The sequence below is a fragment of the Shewanella sp. SM74 genome (assembly GCF_025653725.1).
Taxonomy (GTDB): Bacteria; Pseudomonadota; Gammaproteobacteria; order Enterobacterales; family Shewanellaceae; genus Shewanella; species Shewanella oncorhynchi.
This window is the reverse complement of record NZ_JAKKRZ010000004.1, coordinates 63,247-79,597: the sequence shown is the minus strand read 5'-3', so window position 1 is coordinate 79,597 and position 16,351 is coordinate 63,247. Positions and strand designations below refer to the sequence as shown.

General features: G+C 46.3%; 13 protein-coding genes. 4 read left to right on the top strand and 9 right to left on the bottom strand.

All coding sequences use genetic code 11. From position 1 onward, the window contains the following. Nucleotides 1-12: 12 nt before the first annotated feature. Nucleotides 13-1,111, bottom strand: a protein-coding gene (gene prfB, locus L5M49_RS06120; protein ID WP_168824900.1) for a peptide chain release factor 2 whose coding sequence is annotated in 2 segments (ribosomal slippage) — nt 13-1,035 and nt 1,037-1,111 — 1,098 coding nt in all. Because the reading frame shifts where the segments join, the coding sequence is not laid out codon by codon here. Between the two features lie 537 nt (nt 1,112-1,648). On the opposite strand from prfB, the gene fdhF reads away from it, so the two are divergent. Next, nucleotides 1,649-5,914 (top strand): formate dehydrogenase subunit alpha, encoded by a 4,266-nt coding sequence (gene fdhF / locus L5M49_RS06115; RefSeq protein ID WP_263265647.1) that lies wholly within the window; start codon nt 1,649-1,651, stop codon nt 5,912-5,914. 140 nt (nt 5,915-6,054) lie between these two features. Here the strand turns inward: fdhF and L5M49_RS06110 are convergent, their stop codons facing one another. The 5 genes from L5M49_RS06110 to ohrR all read right to left on the bottom strand — a co-directional run bounded on the left by L5M49_RS06110 (nt 6,055) and on the right by ohrR (nt 12,288). Beyond that, the gene (locus L5M49_RS06110; protein WP_263145185.1) at nt 6,055-7,719 is read right to left on the bottom strand and encodes a methyl-accepting chemotaxis protein; all 1,665 of its coding nucleotides are present in this window, start codon (nt 7,717-7,719) and stop codon (nt 6,055-6,057) included. Between the two features lie 127 nt (nt 7,720-7,846). Next, nucleotides 7,847-8,995, bottom strand: a complete 1,149-nt coding sequence (gene chrA, locus L5M49_RS06105) for a chromate efflux transporter (protein WP_263145188.1) — start codon at nt 8,993-8,995, stop codon at nt 7,847-7,849. 200 nt (nt 8,996-9,195) lie between these two features. Continuing rightward, on the bottom strand, nt 9,196-10,368 hold the full coding sequence (rlmC, locus tag L5M49_RS06100; RefSeq protein WP_263265646.1) for a 23S rRNA (uracil(747)-C(5))-methyltransferase RlmC: 1,173 nt from the start codon (nt 10,366-10,368) through the stop codon (nt 9,196-9,198). A 109-nt stretch (nt 10,369-10,477) separates the two neighbouring features. Beyond that, entirely contained in the window at nt 10,478-11,653 is a 1,176-nt protein-coding gene (locus tag L5M49_RS06095; protein WP_263265645.1) for a glycerol-3-phosphate dehydrogenase/oxidase, read from the bottom strand. A 137-nt stretch (nt 11,654-11,790) separates the two neighbouring features. Further along, nucleotides 11,791-12,288, bottom strand: a complete 498-nt coding sequence (gene ohrR / locus L5M49_RS06090) for a hydroperoxide resistance transcriptional regulator OhrR (RefSeq protein ID WP_263265644.1) — start codon at nt 12,286-12,288, stop codon at nt 11,791-11,793. Between the two features lie 139 nt (nt 12,289-12,427). Between ohrR and L5M49_RS06085 the strand changes: the two genes are divergently transcribed. The 3 genes from L5M49_RS06085 to L5M49_RS06075 all read left to right on the top strand — a co-directional run bounded on the left by L5M49_RS06085 (nt 12,428) and on the right by L5M49_RS06075 (nt 14,834). Further along, nucleotides 12,428-12,853 (top strand): organic hydroperoxide resistance protein, encoded by a 426-nt coding sequence (locus tag L5M49_RS06085; RefSeq protein ID WP_263265643.1) that lies wholly within the window; start codon nt 12,428-12,430, stop codon nt 12,851-12,853. A gap of 275 nt (nt 12,854-13,128) precedes the next feature. Continuing rightward, nucleotides 13,129-14,562, top strand: a complete 1,434-nt coding sequence (locus tag L5M49_RS06080; protein WP_263176843.1) for a cytochrome C biosynthesis protein — start codon at nt 13,129-13,131, stop codon at nt 14,560-14,562. Between the two features lie 86 nt (nt 14,563-14,648). Further along, a complete protein-coding gene (locus tag L5M49_RS06075; RefSeq protein ID WP_028759392.1) occupies nt 14,649-14,834 on the top strand; it encodes a hypothetical protein in 186 nt (61 codons plus the stop codon). 83 nt (nt 14,835-14,917) lie between these two features. On the opposite strand, the gene L5M49_RS06070 is transcribed toward L5M49_RS06075, so the two are convergent. Genes L5M49_RS06070 through L5M49_RS06060 form a run of 3 tightly spaced genes read right to left on the bottom strand, consistent with a single transcriptional unit; the run spans nt 14,918 to nt 16,224 of the window. Next, nucleotides 14,918-15,208, bottom strand: a complete 291-nt coding sequence (locus L5M49_RS06070; RefSeq protein ID WP_105250069.1) for a hypothetical protein — start codon at nt 15,206-15,208, stop codon at nt 14,918-14,920. A gap of 30 nt (nt 15,209-15,238) precedes the next feature. Next, nucleotides 15,239-15,808, bottom strand: coding sequence for a class I SAM-dependent methyltransferase (locus L5M49_RS06065; protein ID WP_263265642.1), 570 nt, complete (start codon nt 15,806-15,808; stop codon nt 15,239-15,241). Between the two features lie 5 nt (nt 15,809-15,813). Next, nucleotides 15,814-16,224: a hypothetical protein gene (locus tag L5M49_RS06060; protein ID WP_113939830.1), complete on the bottom strand. Its 411-nt coding sequence runs from the start codon at nt 16,222-16,224 to the stop codon at nt 15,814-15,816. Between the last annotated feature and the right edge of the window lie 127 nt (nt 16,225-16,351).

Genomic DNA, 16,351 nt, shown 5'->3' with positions numbered 1-16,351 from the left:
ACCTTGAATTAATTACAGCCCAGATTTCAAACTGGCTTCGATAAACTTATCCAGATCGCCATCGAGTACCGCTTGAGTATTGCGGGTTTCAACGCCTGTGCGTAAGTCTTTAATGCGGGCATCGTCTAATACATAAGAACGAATTTGACTGCCCCAGCCGATATCAGACTTAGCGTCTTCTGCGGCCTGTTTGTCGGCATTTTGCTTGAGCATTTCTAACTCAAACAGTTTTGCTTTCAGCTGCTTCATCGCAGCATCTTTATTTTTATGCTGTGAACGGTCGTTCTGGCACTGCACGACGGTATTCGTCGGTAAGTGGGTAATACGAATCGCCGATTCCGTTTTGTTAACGTGCTGACCACCCGCGCCCGATGCACGATAAGTGTCAATACGCAGATCCGATGGGTTGATATCAATCGTGATATCGTCATCGATTTCTGGATAAACGAACACAGAGCAGAATGACGTATGACGACGACCCGATGAATCGAATGGCGACTTACGTACTAAACGGTGCACGCCAGTCTCAGTGCGTAACCAACCAAACGCATATTCGCCAGTAAACTTAATGGTCGCGCCTTTAATACCGGCCACGTCACCATCGGTTACTTCCATCAACTCAGGGCTAAAGCCATGGGCTTCGCCCCAACGTAGGTACATACGCAGCACCATGTTGGCCCAATCTTGGGCTTCGGTACCACCACTGCCAGACTGAATGTCTAAATAACAGTTTGACGCATCTTGCGGGCCGGAGAACATACGACGGAATTCAAGATCGGCAAGACGGCTTTCGAGATAATCCAGCTCTTTACTGGTTTCATTGAAGGTATCTTCGTCTTCCTCTTCAATAGCCAGCTCGAGTAAGCCTTCAACATCTTCAAGACCTGAGTCCATATCGTCTATGGTTTTGACCACAGCTTCTAGGCTGGCGCGCTCTTTGCCTAAGGCTTGGGCGCGCTCTGGGTCGTTCCACACTTCTGAACTTTCAAGCTCACGGGTAACTTCTTCTAGACGCTCATTTTTGGCATCGTAGTCAAAGATACCCCCTAAGAAGCTCCGTGCGCTCGGCAAGCTCCTTAATTTTGAATTTTACTGGATTAACTTCAAACATGAGTTTTCAACTTTCTTTATTTGGCCGCTTTAATTGATCTTCCACTAAAAGGGGCGATGATTAACAGTATTTGCAACCGCGCATTTTAACCTAACCAGACTGGTAAACCTAGGGGTGCACTGTTCATTAAATGGGATAACAAGGATTATTTTCCAAGCTAAAAGACCACAGCACTAAAGCCGAGACTAACAAAAAGCAATGAGTTAAGACTGTGATCTTACTTAAATTTAGCCAAGATAGTGCTATGCGCGAGGCCAATGGCTGACACACAAGCGATCTCCTGCCTAAAAAATCCCCATAATATCAAAGGAAACGCAACTAAAAAGGCCAGATAACGTCAACCCCATCACGATCAAATTAGAGCAAACATTCACCAGCGCACAGTCTGAGCGGGTTTGTGATTCAAGCTGCAATTTTGCAGCAAACTTCACTCGCCCATAAGCGTCTTCTAAAGCTGTCTAGGTATACTCGAAACAACCTAAGCCTGCAGCCCCGCGCTATAGCAGCTAAGCACCCTACATATAAAAAGGCCATGGGATGATAGAACTTCGAATTGATGACCAAGTGTTGTCGGTTAATCCGACTGATAACCTACTGCAAGTGGCGCATGCTGCTGGCATAGCAATACCCAGCTTATGTGATCCCAGTGCAGCCTCGCAGCAATTAGGCGTTCACGAACATGCAGACAAGCAAGCCTGCAATTTGTGTGTCGTCCAGATTGAGAATTCCGACGCCAGTTTGCGCTGCGTACGCGCCTGTGAAACGTCCGCCACAGTCGGCATGCGAGTCATAACTCAGTCTGAATTCTTAAGTCAAAAACGCAAACAAGCGCTGACTGAGATCTTGAGCGATCATTTTGCCGATTGCGAAGCCCCCTGCCAACAAGCATGCCCTGCGGGCGTCGATGTGCAGAGTTACCTGTATCACATAGCCCAAGGCAACCATACTGAAGCCGTTAAAGTCATTAAACAAACTTTGCCGCTGCCACTCTCCATTGGCCGTGTCTGCCCTGCTTTTTGTGAAGCACAATGTCGCCGCGGACTCGTCGATGAGCCCATTGCCATACGCCAATTAAAACGTCACGCCGCCGATCTCGACTTAGCTGATGGCGAAAATGGGGGCATAAGTTATGTCCCGCCACGCCAAACCGACACGGGCAAAAAAGTCGCCATTATCGGTGCGGGTCCAGCAGGGTTAAGTGCCGGATATTACTTATCAAACCAAGGCCATAGCGTTGAGATATTCGAATCTATGCCACAGGCGGGTGGTTGGCTACGTTATGGTATTCCTGAGTATCGTTTACCTAAAACGATACTAGACAAGGAGATCGCACTCCTGTGCCGCAATGGCTTAACCATACACACAGAAACTCGTCTCGGTAACGAGATACATTTAAATCAATTAGTTGAAGATTTTGATGCCGTCTGTCTCGCCATTGGCGCCCAAAAAGCTGTGCCTATGGATTATCCCGGCAGCACACTCGCGGGTTGCTACTTAGGTGTCGATTACTTAAAAGATCATTGTCTCGAAAAGACACTTGTTTTAGGTAAGAAAGTCGCCGTCATTGGCGGTGGCAATACCGCTATTGATTGCGCCCGCACAGCGGTGCGTGAAGGCTGCGATGTCACCCTAATTTACCGTCGTACCCGCGCAGAAATGCCCGCCGAAGCTTACGAGGTACATGAGGCCGAAGTCGAAGGGGTGAAGTTTCATTTTTTAACCAATCCGCTTGAAAACCATAGCGATGCGCAAGGTAGAGTCCATTCAGTCACCTTCGCTAAGATGGCACTCGGCGAAGCTGATGCCTCTGGCAGACGCGCTCCCGTTGATACCGGTGAAACCTTTACTCAAGATTTCGACGCTGTGATAGCCGCAGTATCACAAACTCCCGATATGAGTTTTATGCAAGATCCCGCGAGCCACTTAAGCAATGGTGAACTCGCTCTCAGCCGCTGGAATACCTTTATTGGCTGCGAGCACACTATGTCGTCCGGGGTTGAAAAACTCTTTGTGGTAGGGGATGCGCGCCGCGGTCCTGCTACCGCAGTCGCCGCGATAGGCGATGGCCATAAAGCCGCAATTGCCATAGATAAATTGCTCAAACAAGGCCTAAGCTGTGAGCTACATGCAACTGAATTTAATTCATCAAAAGCCGTCGGTAACACAATAAAACAAGTCTTGCCAACTACCGAGCTCTACCCCTCTGTCGCACGTAAAGCCCGCTTAACCATGCCCGAATTGAACGCGGTGCAACGTTTACTCAATTACGGCGAAGTCGAACTAGGCTTTGCTCCCGATGCCGCCATGCAAGAAGCGGCTCGCTGCCTCGAATGCGCCTGCCAAGCCAATACGGATTGTAAATTAAGGGACTATGCGACCGACTACCATGTCGAACCTAAGTCACTCAGCACTCAAAGCGCGCGTAAGTTTTCGGTCGATAAATCGAGTCCGTTCATTCAATTTGATGCAAATCGTTGTATTAGCTGCGGTAAGTGCGTCGATGTGTGCCAGTTGCAGAGTGGCCATTGTGCGATTCAATTTGCCCATGATTCCTATCAAGCGCTGTCGCAAGACATAAGTGAAACCGCCACGCGCCGAGCACCGAGAGTCGGCTTTAGCGCTAGCATGGCCGATAGCAAATGTGTGCAATGCGGTAACTGTGTGCAGGTTTGCCCAACAGGCGCACTCGTCGATGCGCGGGATAAACGCCAAGGCGATGAAACGCCACTCAAAACCGCCTCAACGATTTGTACCTATTGCGGAGTAGGCTGTCGGCTTGACCTTAAAATCGATACCAGCACGAATCAGATCCGTCATATCGAGGGCAATAAAGAGTCTGTGGTAAACCAAGGCATGTTGTGTGTGAAAGGCCGGTTTGGTTTCGATTTTATTCACAGTGAAAAACGCCTCACCACGCCACTCATTCGTAAAAATGGCCAGCTCACGCCAAGTAGTTGGCCTGAAGCCATCGCCTATGTGGCCGAATATTTACAGCAAATAAAACAGCAACATGGCAGCAATGCACTGGCAAGCTTGGCCTCGGCAAAAGCCACCAATGAAGAAAACTTCCTCCTGCAAAAATTTGTCAGAAGCATACTCGGCACCAATAACATCGACCATTGCGCCCGTCTGTGCCATTCATCCACAGTCACAGGCCTGCAGCAAAGTATCGGAAGTGGCGCTATGACCAACGACATTCCGAGCATTCAAGCATCGGATGTGATTTTTATCATAGGCTCAGACACCAGCAGTGCTCACCCGATCATCGCCTCGAAAATTAAGCAAGCCGTGGCTTTGCATGGCGCAAGATTAATGGTGGCCGATCCTAAACGTGTCGCCATTGCCGACAGTGCACAGCTTTATGTCGCCCACAGACCCGGCACTGACGTCATGCTACTCAATGCGATTATGGCGGAAATTATCCGTAATGACTGGCAGGATAAAAGCTATATTGCAGCGCGCACCGAAGGCGTGGATGCTCTCTATGCTGAACTCAAAAAAGTAGATTACAGCCTAGAAAATGCAGCCTTGATAACAGGTGTTAAAGCCGAAGATATCGCCCGCATCGCCCGTACCATAGGCACGGCCGACAAAACCGCAGTCTACTATGCCATGGGCATTACCCAGCACACGACGGGACACGACAATGTCACCACCATATCTAATCTACAACTTCTATGCGGCAATATTGGAGTTGAAGGAGCGGGGATTAACCCACTGCGGGGACAAAGTAATGTGCAAGGTGCCTGTGACATGGGCGCACTGCCTAACTTCTTCAGTGGTTACCAAAAAGTCACTGACATTCATGCCAGAATGCGTTTCGAGGCACATTGGCAAACGCCGTTATCGGGAGAAATTGGCGTGACCGCCACCCATATGATGCATGATATTTCCAAAGGGAAAATCAAGGCGTTGTATGTGATGGGCGAAAACCCCGTATTAAGCGACCCAGATCAAGCCCATGTGCTTAGGGCGCTTAATGCAATCGACTTTTTAGTGGTGCAGGACATCTTCCTCACCGAAACCGCCGAGCTTGCCGACGTGGTTCTGCCCGCCGCGGCCTTTGTCGAAAAACGCGGTCATTTCACTAATACTGAACGACGAGTGCAGCGACTCGAACAGGCCCTGCTACCGCCAGGTGAAGCCCGGCCCGATTGGCAAATTGTCCAAGCCATTGCCAATGCGATGGGTGCCGCTTGGGATTACCCTAATGAAGAAGCGATTTGGCAGGAAATCAATGAGCTGACACCACAATATCGCGGTATTACTTGGCAGCGATTAAGCACTAGAGTTGACGGTAAAATTCCCCAAGGCATTCAATGGCCTTGCCCAGATGAAGCTCATCCAGGTACTCCCATTATGCACCAAGGCCAATTCACCCGCGGCTTAGGTAAGTTCACGCCAGTGAGTTATCGCTTACCCGCAGAAATGCCCTGCAGTGAGTACCCGCTCACCCTCTCGACCGGACGTTTACTGGAACAGTTTCACACAGGCACCTTAACCCGTAAAACGGCCGGACTTGACTTACTCGGCTCGCCTAAAGTAATGATTTCAGTCTATGACGCCGAGCAACTCGGCATAGGCAATGGCGATAAAATCAAACTCACTACCCGTCGCGGCGAAATTGAAATCGACGCCTTTGTGACGAAAAGAGCCCAAGCTGGCGTGCTATTCCTGCCCTTCCATTTTGTTGAAGCGGCGGCGAATAAACTTACCATCAATGCGCTCGATCCTGTCGCTTTTATCCCAGAATATAAGGTCTGCTCGGTAAGGGTTGAGCGGGTTGCCGAGAAAATTGATTAGAATGAACTGACTAGGCTGAATTGACTAAAGTAGATGGATTAAGTGCTCTTCAAAAAGGTAAATAAGCCAAATAAAAACGGGAGACCTTAAGTCTCCCGTTTTTAATCAAGATTGCTGCAATTAAATCTTAAACTGTCACACTAAATCTTAAACTGGCCAACTAACTTGCCCAAGTTAATGCCTTCTTCCGAGACTGTCATACTGATCCTGGCGGCATCTTCGCTGGAATGAAGTAACTCGTTTACAATCTCTTGGATGGCATACACGTTACGGTTAATTTCTTCGGTTACTGAGCTTTGCTCTGTCGCCGCGGCCGCAATTTGGGTACTCATATCATTAATCGCCGTTACCGCTGAAGTGACTGAGCCTAAACTATCGGAAATCGTACGAGAAGAATCCACCGAACGTACACAGCTTTGCTGACTCTCTTCCATGGCTTTCACGGCTTGGGTCACTAGCTTATGCAGTGCCGATAACATCTCGTTGATTTCTAACGTGCTGGCTTGAGTTCGACTGGCTAAATTACGCACCTCGTCGGCGACCACAGCAAATCCACGACCCTGTTCACCAGCACGGGCCGCTTCGATGGCGGCGTTCAATGCCAATAGGTTAGTTTGCTCGGCAATACCGCCAATGACAGAAAGCACGCTGTTGATCTTCTGTGATTGCTCGCTGAGTGATTTTATACTGCCTGCCGCATTGTTAATTTGCGACATTAAAGACGCAATCTCCTCAAGCGAAGCATCAACACAACGCTGTGCATTCGCCACATCACCAGTAGCAGCGTGAGTAGCTTCGGCTACTTGAGTGGTATTCTTAGCCACTTCGTTCGCAGTGGAGGACATCTCAGTGATTGCAGTCACCACCTGATCGGTTTCATTGTTATGACTCACCAACTGGCTCGACATGACTTTAGTTTGATCATGAATCGCATTGGCTGCCGTTTTTACTTTAGCCGTCGCAGTCGCAACATCGCCGATAATATGCTGAAGTTTATCGACAAAGAGGTTAAAGGAGCGCCCAAGTTGGGCAATTTCGTCTTCACCTTTTACGGTAAGTCGCTTGGTTAAATCCCCTTCGCCCTTAGCAATATCATTTAAGTTATCGGCCATATTCTTGATTGGCACGACCATACGGTGGGCGGCAATCATAATGATAAAGCCAGTAATACCCGTAAGGAAAAGCGCTATCAGCAAAATCGCGAAGGATTTTTCTGCCATTTGCTCAGTCACTGTCTGGCGATAATCTTCAACAACAGCTTCAATATCATCGATATATGCCCCAGTACCTAACATCCAGTCAGTACTTGGGATCATCATGGCGTAACTGATTTTTTCAATCTGTTCATTAGTATTAGGTTTTTGATAGTAATAGGAGAAACTACCATCGCCACGTTTAGCGGCATCGAGCAGACCGACGATAATTTTAGTGCCGCGAGGATCTGTCATATCCATTTTATTTTGCCCTTCTAAACTCGGTATTAGGGCATGGAAAATATTTTTCCCTTGAGAGTCATACATGAAGAAATAACCCGCACTGCCAAAACGTATGTCTCTTAGCGCTTGATTCACATTCCCTTGTTCTTTTAACGATAATTGGTAATTCACTATACCAGCGGCAATTTCGGTAGCTTCTTTAATTTGTTGTTTACGTTCACCGACGAGCTTAGATCTAAAGGTAACCACCTCATCGGCAAGCGCATTTTTCTCGACATAATAAGAAACCGACATCAACACCAATAATGCGAGGATCAAAGGGAACAGCGATAGCAATAATAATTTATTGCGCAAACTCAACTTAGACATACTTGAATGCTCCAAAGGATTACAACTTGTATCTTCGGAGTATAGCTAAGATTGTTGTATTTCTATGCGCTTAAAGTAACAAAATCTTAATCTTGCTCAATAAACATTCGATTAATAACGACTCAGTTCAAAGCATATTAAGCAGCACACCACATACACTAAAACCTAATACCAGTTGTAGCATGGGTGGTTTAAATAACTTTAATGCACCAAAACCGAGCAATACCAAGGCCATATCTTTACCTGAGAATACCGCCTGAGAAAACACGGGTTGATAAAGTGCTGCGGCAAGTAAGCCAACAACACAGGCATTGACGCCCGCTATCGCACCAGCAATTTTTGGTCTTGCGGCAATCGCATGCCAGCTTTTCAACCCCACCAGCATGAGTAAAAAACCGGGTAAAAAAATGGCTGCGGTTGCGATGCAAGCCCCCATGAAGGGCTTATCTAACATCACTTCAGCGCCTAAAAAGGTCGCAAAGGTAAACATAGGTCCTGGCACTGCTTGGGCAAAGGCATAACCTGTCAGAAAACGATCGCCACCTATGGTATCACCCACCGCAGTTTCCAACAGAGGTAGCACAACATGACCACCACCAAATACTAAGCTCCCTACGCGATAAAACTCACCGAAGATCCAAGCTTCAGAGCCTAAATCCACGATAAAAAAACTGCCGATGAGCAACACGAAAAAGAGCAACAAATAGAAGTAATTCAATCGAATCGGTGCCAGGGCTACTGTGTCATCTTGGCTCGCACTCAATTTATAGATGCCGATAGTGGCGGCGCCAAGTAACAAAAGGATTTGCGTCCACATAGATGGCACAATCAAGATTGCAGCAGTACTGACTAACATTAATAGGCGTGCGGATTTGCGTTGGCAGAACTGTTTAAACATGGCGAGAACGGCATCGGCAACCACAACGACGGCCATTAACTTAAGCCCATAAATCATCCCTTGAACATAATGATTGGCGAGCCAAGCCGACGTCGTTACCGCCAGTAAGTACATCAAAATAAAGGAAGGTAGTGTAAAACCGGCAAAAGCAGCAAGCGCGCCAACAAGCCCGCCTCTTTGATAACCAATGGCAAAGCCCACTTGGCTCGACCCTGGCCCCGGCATAAATTGGCTTAAGGCAACCAGACTGGCGTAACGCTTATCATCGAGCCAACCGAGTTCATTTACGAAGGTCTGGCGAAAATAACCAATGTGCGCCGCAGGTCCACCAAAACTCATCAAGCCCAAGGTAAAAAAGCGTAGGAAAATCTGTAGCATAAATCGCCGCCCATCAATGCATAAAGTGCTGAAGATTATGCCACTAAAAAGACACTTTGATGAAGTTTCACGCGAGCAGCGCAGATAAAAGTATTGCAAAGACTCCACATGGTAGAGTCCTTATGATTGTTTGAGCGGACTTCAAGAGTCGTAAAGCGAGTGAACACAAATGCTTAGTGATAAAATGATGAGAGAAAAAGCTAATCCTTCACCAACATGACTAGTACTTCGAAGTGATCCGTGTGGGGGAATAAATCAAATAGCTGCACTTTGGTTAAGTGATAGCCTTGAATATGTTCGAGATCTTTCGCTAAGGTTTTGGGATTACAGCTTGAATAGAGAATGGCTTTAGGGGCAAACTCGCTTAAAGACTGACATAGCGCCTCGCCAATGCCACGCCTTGGTGGATTAACAATGATCAAATCCGGCTTATCGGCAGCGCTTTTACCCTTAGCAAAGTCGGTGGAATCGAGCGCCATAAATTGTACGTTTTCGAGCCCCATCATTTGCGCTGACATTTGCGCGCAGGCAATCGCTTCAGCTTCAATTTCAATCCCTGTGAGGGTAATATCTTTGGATGCACAGTGCAGTCCGAAACCGCCTACACCACAGAAGAGATCCCATAACGAATGAGGTGAAAACTCGGCAACCCATTCACGGGCCGTTTGATATAACTGAGCCGCAACGTGTGGATTGGTTTGGAAAAAGCTCTTAGGCCGAATAAACAAAGGCACATGATTAAAACGTTCTTCAAGCCTAGTATTCTCAGTTAAGAAAATCTCTTCATCACCCTCAAGTATTGCCATATGAACCGGTTGGATATTGACTGACACCACTTTTATTTGCGGATATTCAGCTAATAATGCAGGTAATTCACGTTCGATACGTTCGATACTATTGGTGGACCGCAGTACAAACCGCAGTAGATATTCACCACGCACTTGACTGCGGGTCAGCAGAATAAATTTAAGTTCACCCTTGGCTCTATCTACCCGATAAGGAGGAAGTCCAGCCTGCTGCACAAAGCGTGTTAAGCGATGTAATAAATCTTGCATATCAGATGGATATAAAAGGCAGTCGCAAAGATCTACCGCCTCGCCACTTGGGCTCACAATCCCCAACACAGGCGCATGGGCGACGCCTAAGGCTACCATTTTAGCTTTATTACGAAAGCCGCTGTCCTCCCCAATTACCGGCGGCTGAAAAATATCGGGCAAATTAGCTGGGATAAAAGGCGCGAGTAGTTGCTGTAAAGTTTGAGTCTTAACCGCCACTTGCTGCACCATAGGCTGTTGTATATGCCGGCAAGAAAGGCACTGACCTTGGTTAAAATAACCACATTGCTTGGCGGTATTTACAATAGCAGCATTCACGGCAGATCCTAGATATCAGTAAAAAAGCGCCACACTGTAGCGGTTTTACAGGTAAAAATCACCTTGAAGCATATTCAAATCAGCATCAAGTGCATAATTCACGGCGCACTCAAGATAGGGTGAGTTTATCAACATCAGCAATAGACTGCCGCTTACCTATGGCCTTTTCAATCCATTCAAGCACTTCGGCTGAGGTACTGCGAAACGTCGTTAACTTACCGCCATATAAACTGAGTATTCGCGGATGGGAAATTGATGTTTTCATCAACGTATCCCGCGGTCGCTCAAAGGCTTGGCTATTTTGCTTAGGTAAAACCCGAATACCGCAGAAGGTTTGGGTAATTAAAGCCTTAAGCTCATCAATCTCCGGCGTTAGCGGGAAGTAATGCTTATAAATACCAAGCAGATAATTAATTTCTGACTCGGTCGCTTGGGGCGGCTTATCTAAAGAGGTTAATTCAGTTTCTGTGGTGCCGACTAAGGTTTGACCATACCAAGGCATCACAAATATTACCCGTTTATCGAAGCATGACTCTAAGTACAAGATGCCATCGGGCGCGGGAATATTCAGCAACACATGGGCGCCTTGCACCCAATCGAGTTCAACACCCGCAAGTGGGGGCAAGACTTTGCTTAAAACAGCATTCACCCAAGGACCTGCAGCATTAATCACAAGCTTCGCCTCGGCTTTATGGATTTCGCCCCTGTGGCTAAAACTCAGCTCACAGGTCTCGCGCTTGTGTTCCAACTCAAGAAATTCAGCCTCGGCATACACTTCAGCGCCCAGTGCCTGTGCGCTACGCGCCACCGCTTGAGTGAGCAATTTATCGTCGGTCTGCGCATCCCAGTACTGAAATACGGCTTTTAATCCAGAGAGTTTTAATCCCTTGAAACGATGCCAATGCACAGCAGGTACTGACACAAATTGGCCTAAAGGATCAAATTCACTCAGCAGTGCATACATACTCAGTCCTGCGCGAATGGTCCAAGGACTGCGCTGACTGTTGTCGTACACGGGAATATAAAAGGGCACAGCTTTAACAAGTGATGGCGCAAGATTGAGTAAATGTCGCCTTTCAAGCAATGACTTACGGACTAAATTAATTTGCCCAGTTTCTAAATAGCGTAAACCACCGTGGATAAGCTTGCTGGAATTCGCTGAGGTTTGGCCGCCAATTTCGCCCTTTTCAATCAGCAAGGTGGAATAGCCCGCTGCCGCCGCATATTGGGAAATGCCGACACCGCTGATCCCACCGCCAATAATGGCTACATCGAAACAGGCCATAACTTACTCTCGCTAACCTTCAATAGACGACTGACCCGCTGAGCCTCAAGCATACAACCCATTACACTCAATCGAACCGCTAATAAGCGTTAATATGTCAATAAGTTAATCTTAGATCAAATCTCGATGATAAGAGTTTAATCAATACTGGCATGTAATTGCTTAAGTGCTTGATCGCACATGGTCTTTAAGGCTTTTAGTTCGCTCGCCTCGCCGCCTACTTTACAGCGCATCAAATGGGGAATTTCACTTGCCTGTGTTTTGAGGGCAAACCCCGCTGGCGTTAAGGCCAGCACTCTCACGCGTTCATCCTGCTCGCTACGACCACGAGTCACTAATCCTTTAGATTCTAGCCGCTTCAGCAATGGCGTTAACGTGCCTGAATCGAGGAAAAGTTTATCGCCTAAGGTTTTGACACTAATCCCCTGCTCTTCCCATAGCACTAGCATGACTAAGTACTGCGGGTAGGTTAGATCTAATTTGTCCAACAAAGGGCGATAGGCACGCACCATAGCATTTGCAGCACTATAAAGTGAGAAGCACACTTGATTCTCAAGACATAAGGCATTCTCTGTGCTGGTATTTTCGGCCATATCGACAGTATTAACACGGGTGTTGGCTTGAGTTGTTGCCATAGGAAGATCCGACAAATTAAATATATTGCGCACAATATACTTGCATTCACACCAAAGATCGAATTATAGTTTATCACAATTGAATTGCGCGCAATTTAAATCGATTTACTTAATCCTTAACCTCAGAAGGTCTAATACTATGAAAACACTTTATGAAACACGTGCCACAGCAAAAGCGGGTCGTCAAGGTCAAGTCAGCACTGATGATGGTTTACTGGATGTCGCTTTAACCTATCCAAAAGCCATGGGCGGTAGCGGTCTCGCCACGAATCCTGAACAACTGTTTGCCGCAGGTTATGCCGCCTGTTTCTCAAACGCCGTTCTGCACGTCGCAAAAATCGGCAAAGTGGATATTACCGAAGCGCCAGTCAGTGCGGTTGTTGGCATAGGTGCCAATGACGCCGGTGGTTTTGCATTAGCGGTTGCCTTAGAAGTCAGCTTAGATTTACCGCAAGAAGCCGCAGAAGCCCTAGTGCGTCATGCACATCAAGTTTGTCCATACTCGAACGCCACGCGCAATAATATCGACGTGAAACTTAGCGTAAATGGCTTAACGCTAGGCTAACCATAACCCATCATCGACAACTGTTGATAACGTCAGAAATAGAGCACCCTCGGGTGCTTTATTCTTTATTAGCCAATAACGACTCAAGCTGAGAGTGAGTGTGCATCACACCATTTCACAGGAAGATAAACTGGTTTCAGTTCCCAAAAAATTATTATTCGCGAGTTAACTAACACTTCTTAATATCTAATTTAATCAAAATGATTGATTTAAGTAGAGTAAGAGATAATCGAACCGTTTGACGATACTTAAACCCACTTTCTGTGGGAGGCGCTATGACAAAATATCTATCGAAATTATCTCTCTTTTGCTCGCTATTATTCCTCTTTGCCTTTTCTATCCCGAGCTGGGCCGAGACAACACCCTCAAGCTCAGCGGATCGAACGTGGCATTATGTGAATGATCAGGGTGAGCTCAAAATTAAGCTGTATTTCTTTTGGTCAAAAACCTGTCCGCACTGTGCAGAGGCCCATCCGTTCATTGATTCATTACCGCAAAAATACCCTTGGATAGAACTCGAATCCCATAGGGTGTCAGATCCCGGCGTGCAGGATATTTGGCAAAATATCGCCTCCAAAACCAGTACAGAAGCACGCTCAGTACCCTATATGGCAAGTTGTGAAAAGGCCATTGTGGGATATTCAAGTGAAGCTGTAACGGGTGAATTTTTAGTCAATCGACTGAAGAATTGTTATTTATCCCTTGGCGGTAAACTGAGCGACGCTGACCTACCCACCAAAGGAGCCACCAGCACAACCACAAGCGCTCAAACAGATGCACCGCTCTTTGGCACTTGTGGCACGGATACTGGTGAAGGCACCTGTGATGCCACCAGCTTAAGCGAGCCCGTTGCAGAGCCAGAAGTTCAACCCGTTGAATTACCTTTAGTGGGAGTAGTGACACCAGAGACTATGTCTCTGCCGTTACTCACCTTAGTGCTCGCAGGTGTCGATGCTTTTAACCCTTGTGCCTTCTTTGTGTTGCTATTTTTACTGTCGATAATGGTTAATGCCAAGAGTCGCAGCCGCATGTTACTCGTCGGCGGGATTTTCGTATTCTTCTCCGGCTTTATCTATTTCCTGTTTATGACGGCATGGCTAAACATCTTCCAACTGCTGGGGGCAGGCAGTGATGGCGGTATGATCATTTTAGCAGCGGGTTGTTTAGCTTTGATCGCAGGAGTCATCAATATCAAAGATTACTTCTTTACTAAGGGAGAAGTGACACTATCGATGTCGGCAGAAAATCGTACGAGTCTGATAAAACGCATGGGGAAACTATCCAATTCCAGTAACTTAGGCGCGTTACTCATAGGTTCTACCGTATTAGCTATCCTTGCCAACGCCTATGAATTACTTTGCACCGCAGGCTTCCCAATGATCTACACCAGTGTGCTATCTATGCACAATCTGCCAGACATTGAACGCTATATGTATTTGGTTTTATACAATATTGTATATGTGATCCCGCTGGCTATTATTGTTATCGTTTTCAGTGCGACCTTAGGCAAACGTAAATTAACCGAAAAAGAAGGCCAAACCCTGAAACTTATGTCAGGCGTGATGATGTTGGGTATGGGTATCGCACTGGTTATTGACCCAACAGCACTGCAAAATGTGAGCCTGGCACTTGGATTGATCTTAGGCTCACTAGGCGTTACAGCAATAATTGTCATCGGCCGCAAACTGTTCACGGCCAAGGCAAAATAATTGTAGATTGGCAAATTCATGTGTAACGACTAAAGTTAACCGTGGGTTTGCCGATAAAGGGATCCAGCTTACAATCGAGGTTAGTTATGTCAATTTCACTGAATACCCAAGCTATCGCACCGAATCTAGAAAATGGTGCAATTGGCGTTAAGGTTGCTCAGTTAGCCAAAGAGCAGCAAAAAGCCGAAGGTAAAATCGCGGTAGATTTAATTGCAGCTGCGGCGCCAAAACCCGTAGGCAATGCAGGCCACAACATCAACACCACGGCCTAATTGTTAGCAATACAAAATCAAAAAAAGCGCTCTGATTATCAGGGCGCTTTTTTTTGTTATTTTCTCTAAAACGTCAGGCGAATTTAAGAAAAAGCGTTACCATTCACGTGCATAATAGTGAATGTCCACACCACAAACGCCAGTGGGATATGCACTAAGGCATAGAAACACTGATCGAGTCGCCCCATTCCTTTTGCTAACAAAATCAAATATAAGTGTAATCCAATCACCAAGGGAAATAGCGCTAACAACGGATAGAGTGCGACAGGATTTGCATCGGAAAATAAGCTGTGACTGAATAAAGCCCACGCCACCATAAAGGCGGTCGTCAACGGCGGCGTTGCAATGCGATATTGCTCTGGATAGGGAAACATCCTACGACCTCTGAGTCTCAATCAATAAATTTACGTTGTAGGTTTTCGCGCAATCAACTGTGCTTTATAACTGCTTTGAGTGGACTGCGGATCACATAATCGACCTTCAAAGTAATGTAAAGATTGCCAGTTAGCAAACACTGATTTGAGTTCATTTTCAGTAAGTAAGAAATCTGGGTTGCGTGGCCTACCTATCTGCGCCTGTTGCGTTGTAAAGGTTTCATAGACAATAAGGCCTGTGCTCTTAACCGCCTTAGCAATTTGTGGCAGTAATGGGCGATGCAGATAATTAAATACTAAGACAATATCGTACTCTTCAACCAGCAATAATGCTCCTGCCTCTGCTTCTAAATCCCTTTGTAATTTGTAAGCATTAGCCTGATCAATGTGTGACATAGCGGACAAATCTCGATCGATAAAAGTCACTTCAGCCCCTCGCGCTAAAAACCACAAACCATTACGCCCAGAACCGCAAGCGAGATCGAGTACCTTAAGTCCATCGAAGCAACTCAAGTCTAAGTTAGACACAGATGGATTAGGCCAAGCGAACTCTGTGATTAACGCAGCAGGCGTTAAAGTTGACGTATGGATTACAGACATATCAATTAGCCCTTAATTTCTTTTTTCGAGTCAATTTGCCGACGATGCACAATAGAATAATGCCTGAGCCCTGCAGGACCATGGGACACGATAACTGACAAAAAAAGTATCACGATTAATAGCTCAGGTTTGTAATGAGCCAGCGGCACAAACAGGCCAAGCAAGCCTATTTTTACTAAAGTTAACACTCCCTTAAGCTGGATCAGCCAGCGCCAATCCCGTACGATTTCCCACAACATTAATATGCTGCCCGTCGTCATCGCGAGATACCAATAACTCAACCATTGCACTTTATTTACATCTAATAAAATGCCACCACCGACACCGACGATCCCTAAAATATGTAATGCCCTTAAACTGGTTTTACTCAAACGTTGAAACCAAAAACGTTTTTCTGATATGCCTTGTTTGTGCATTACAACCCCTTAAGAATCAATTGCGTAACATTTAATTAAAATGATAATATAATTTTATACAATAAAGGCTTTTGAAATAACATTATTTATAGAATATATAAAAATAAATAAGCCATCTCCTCAATAT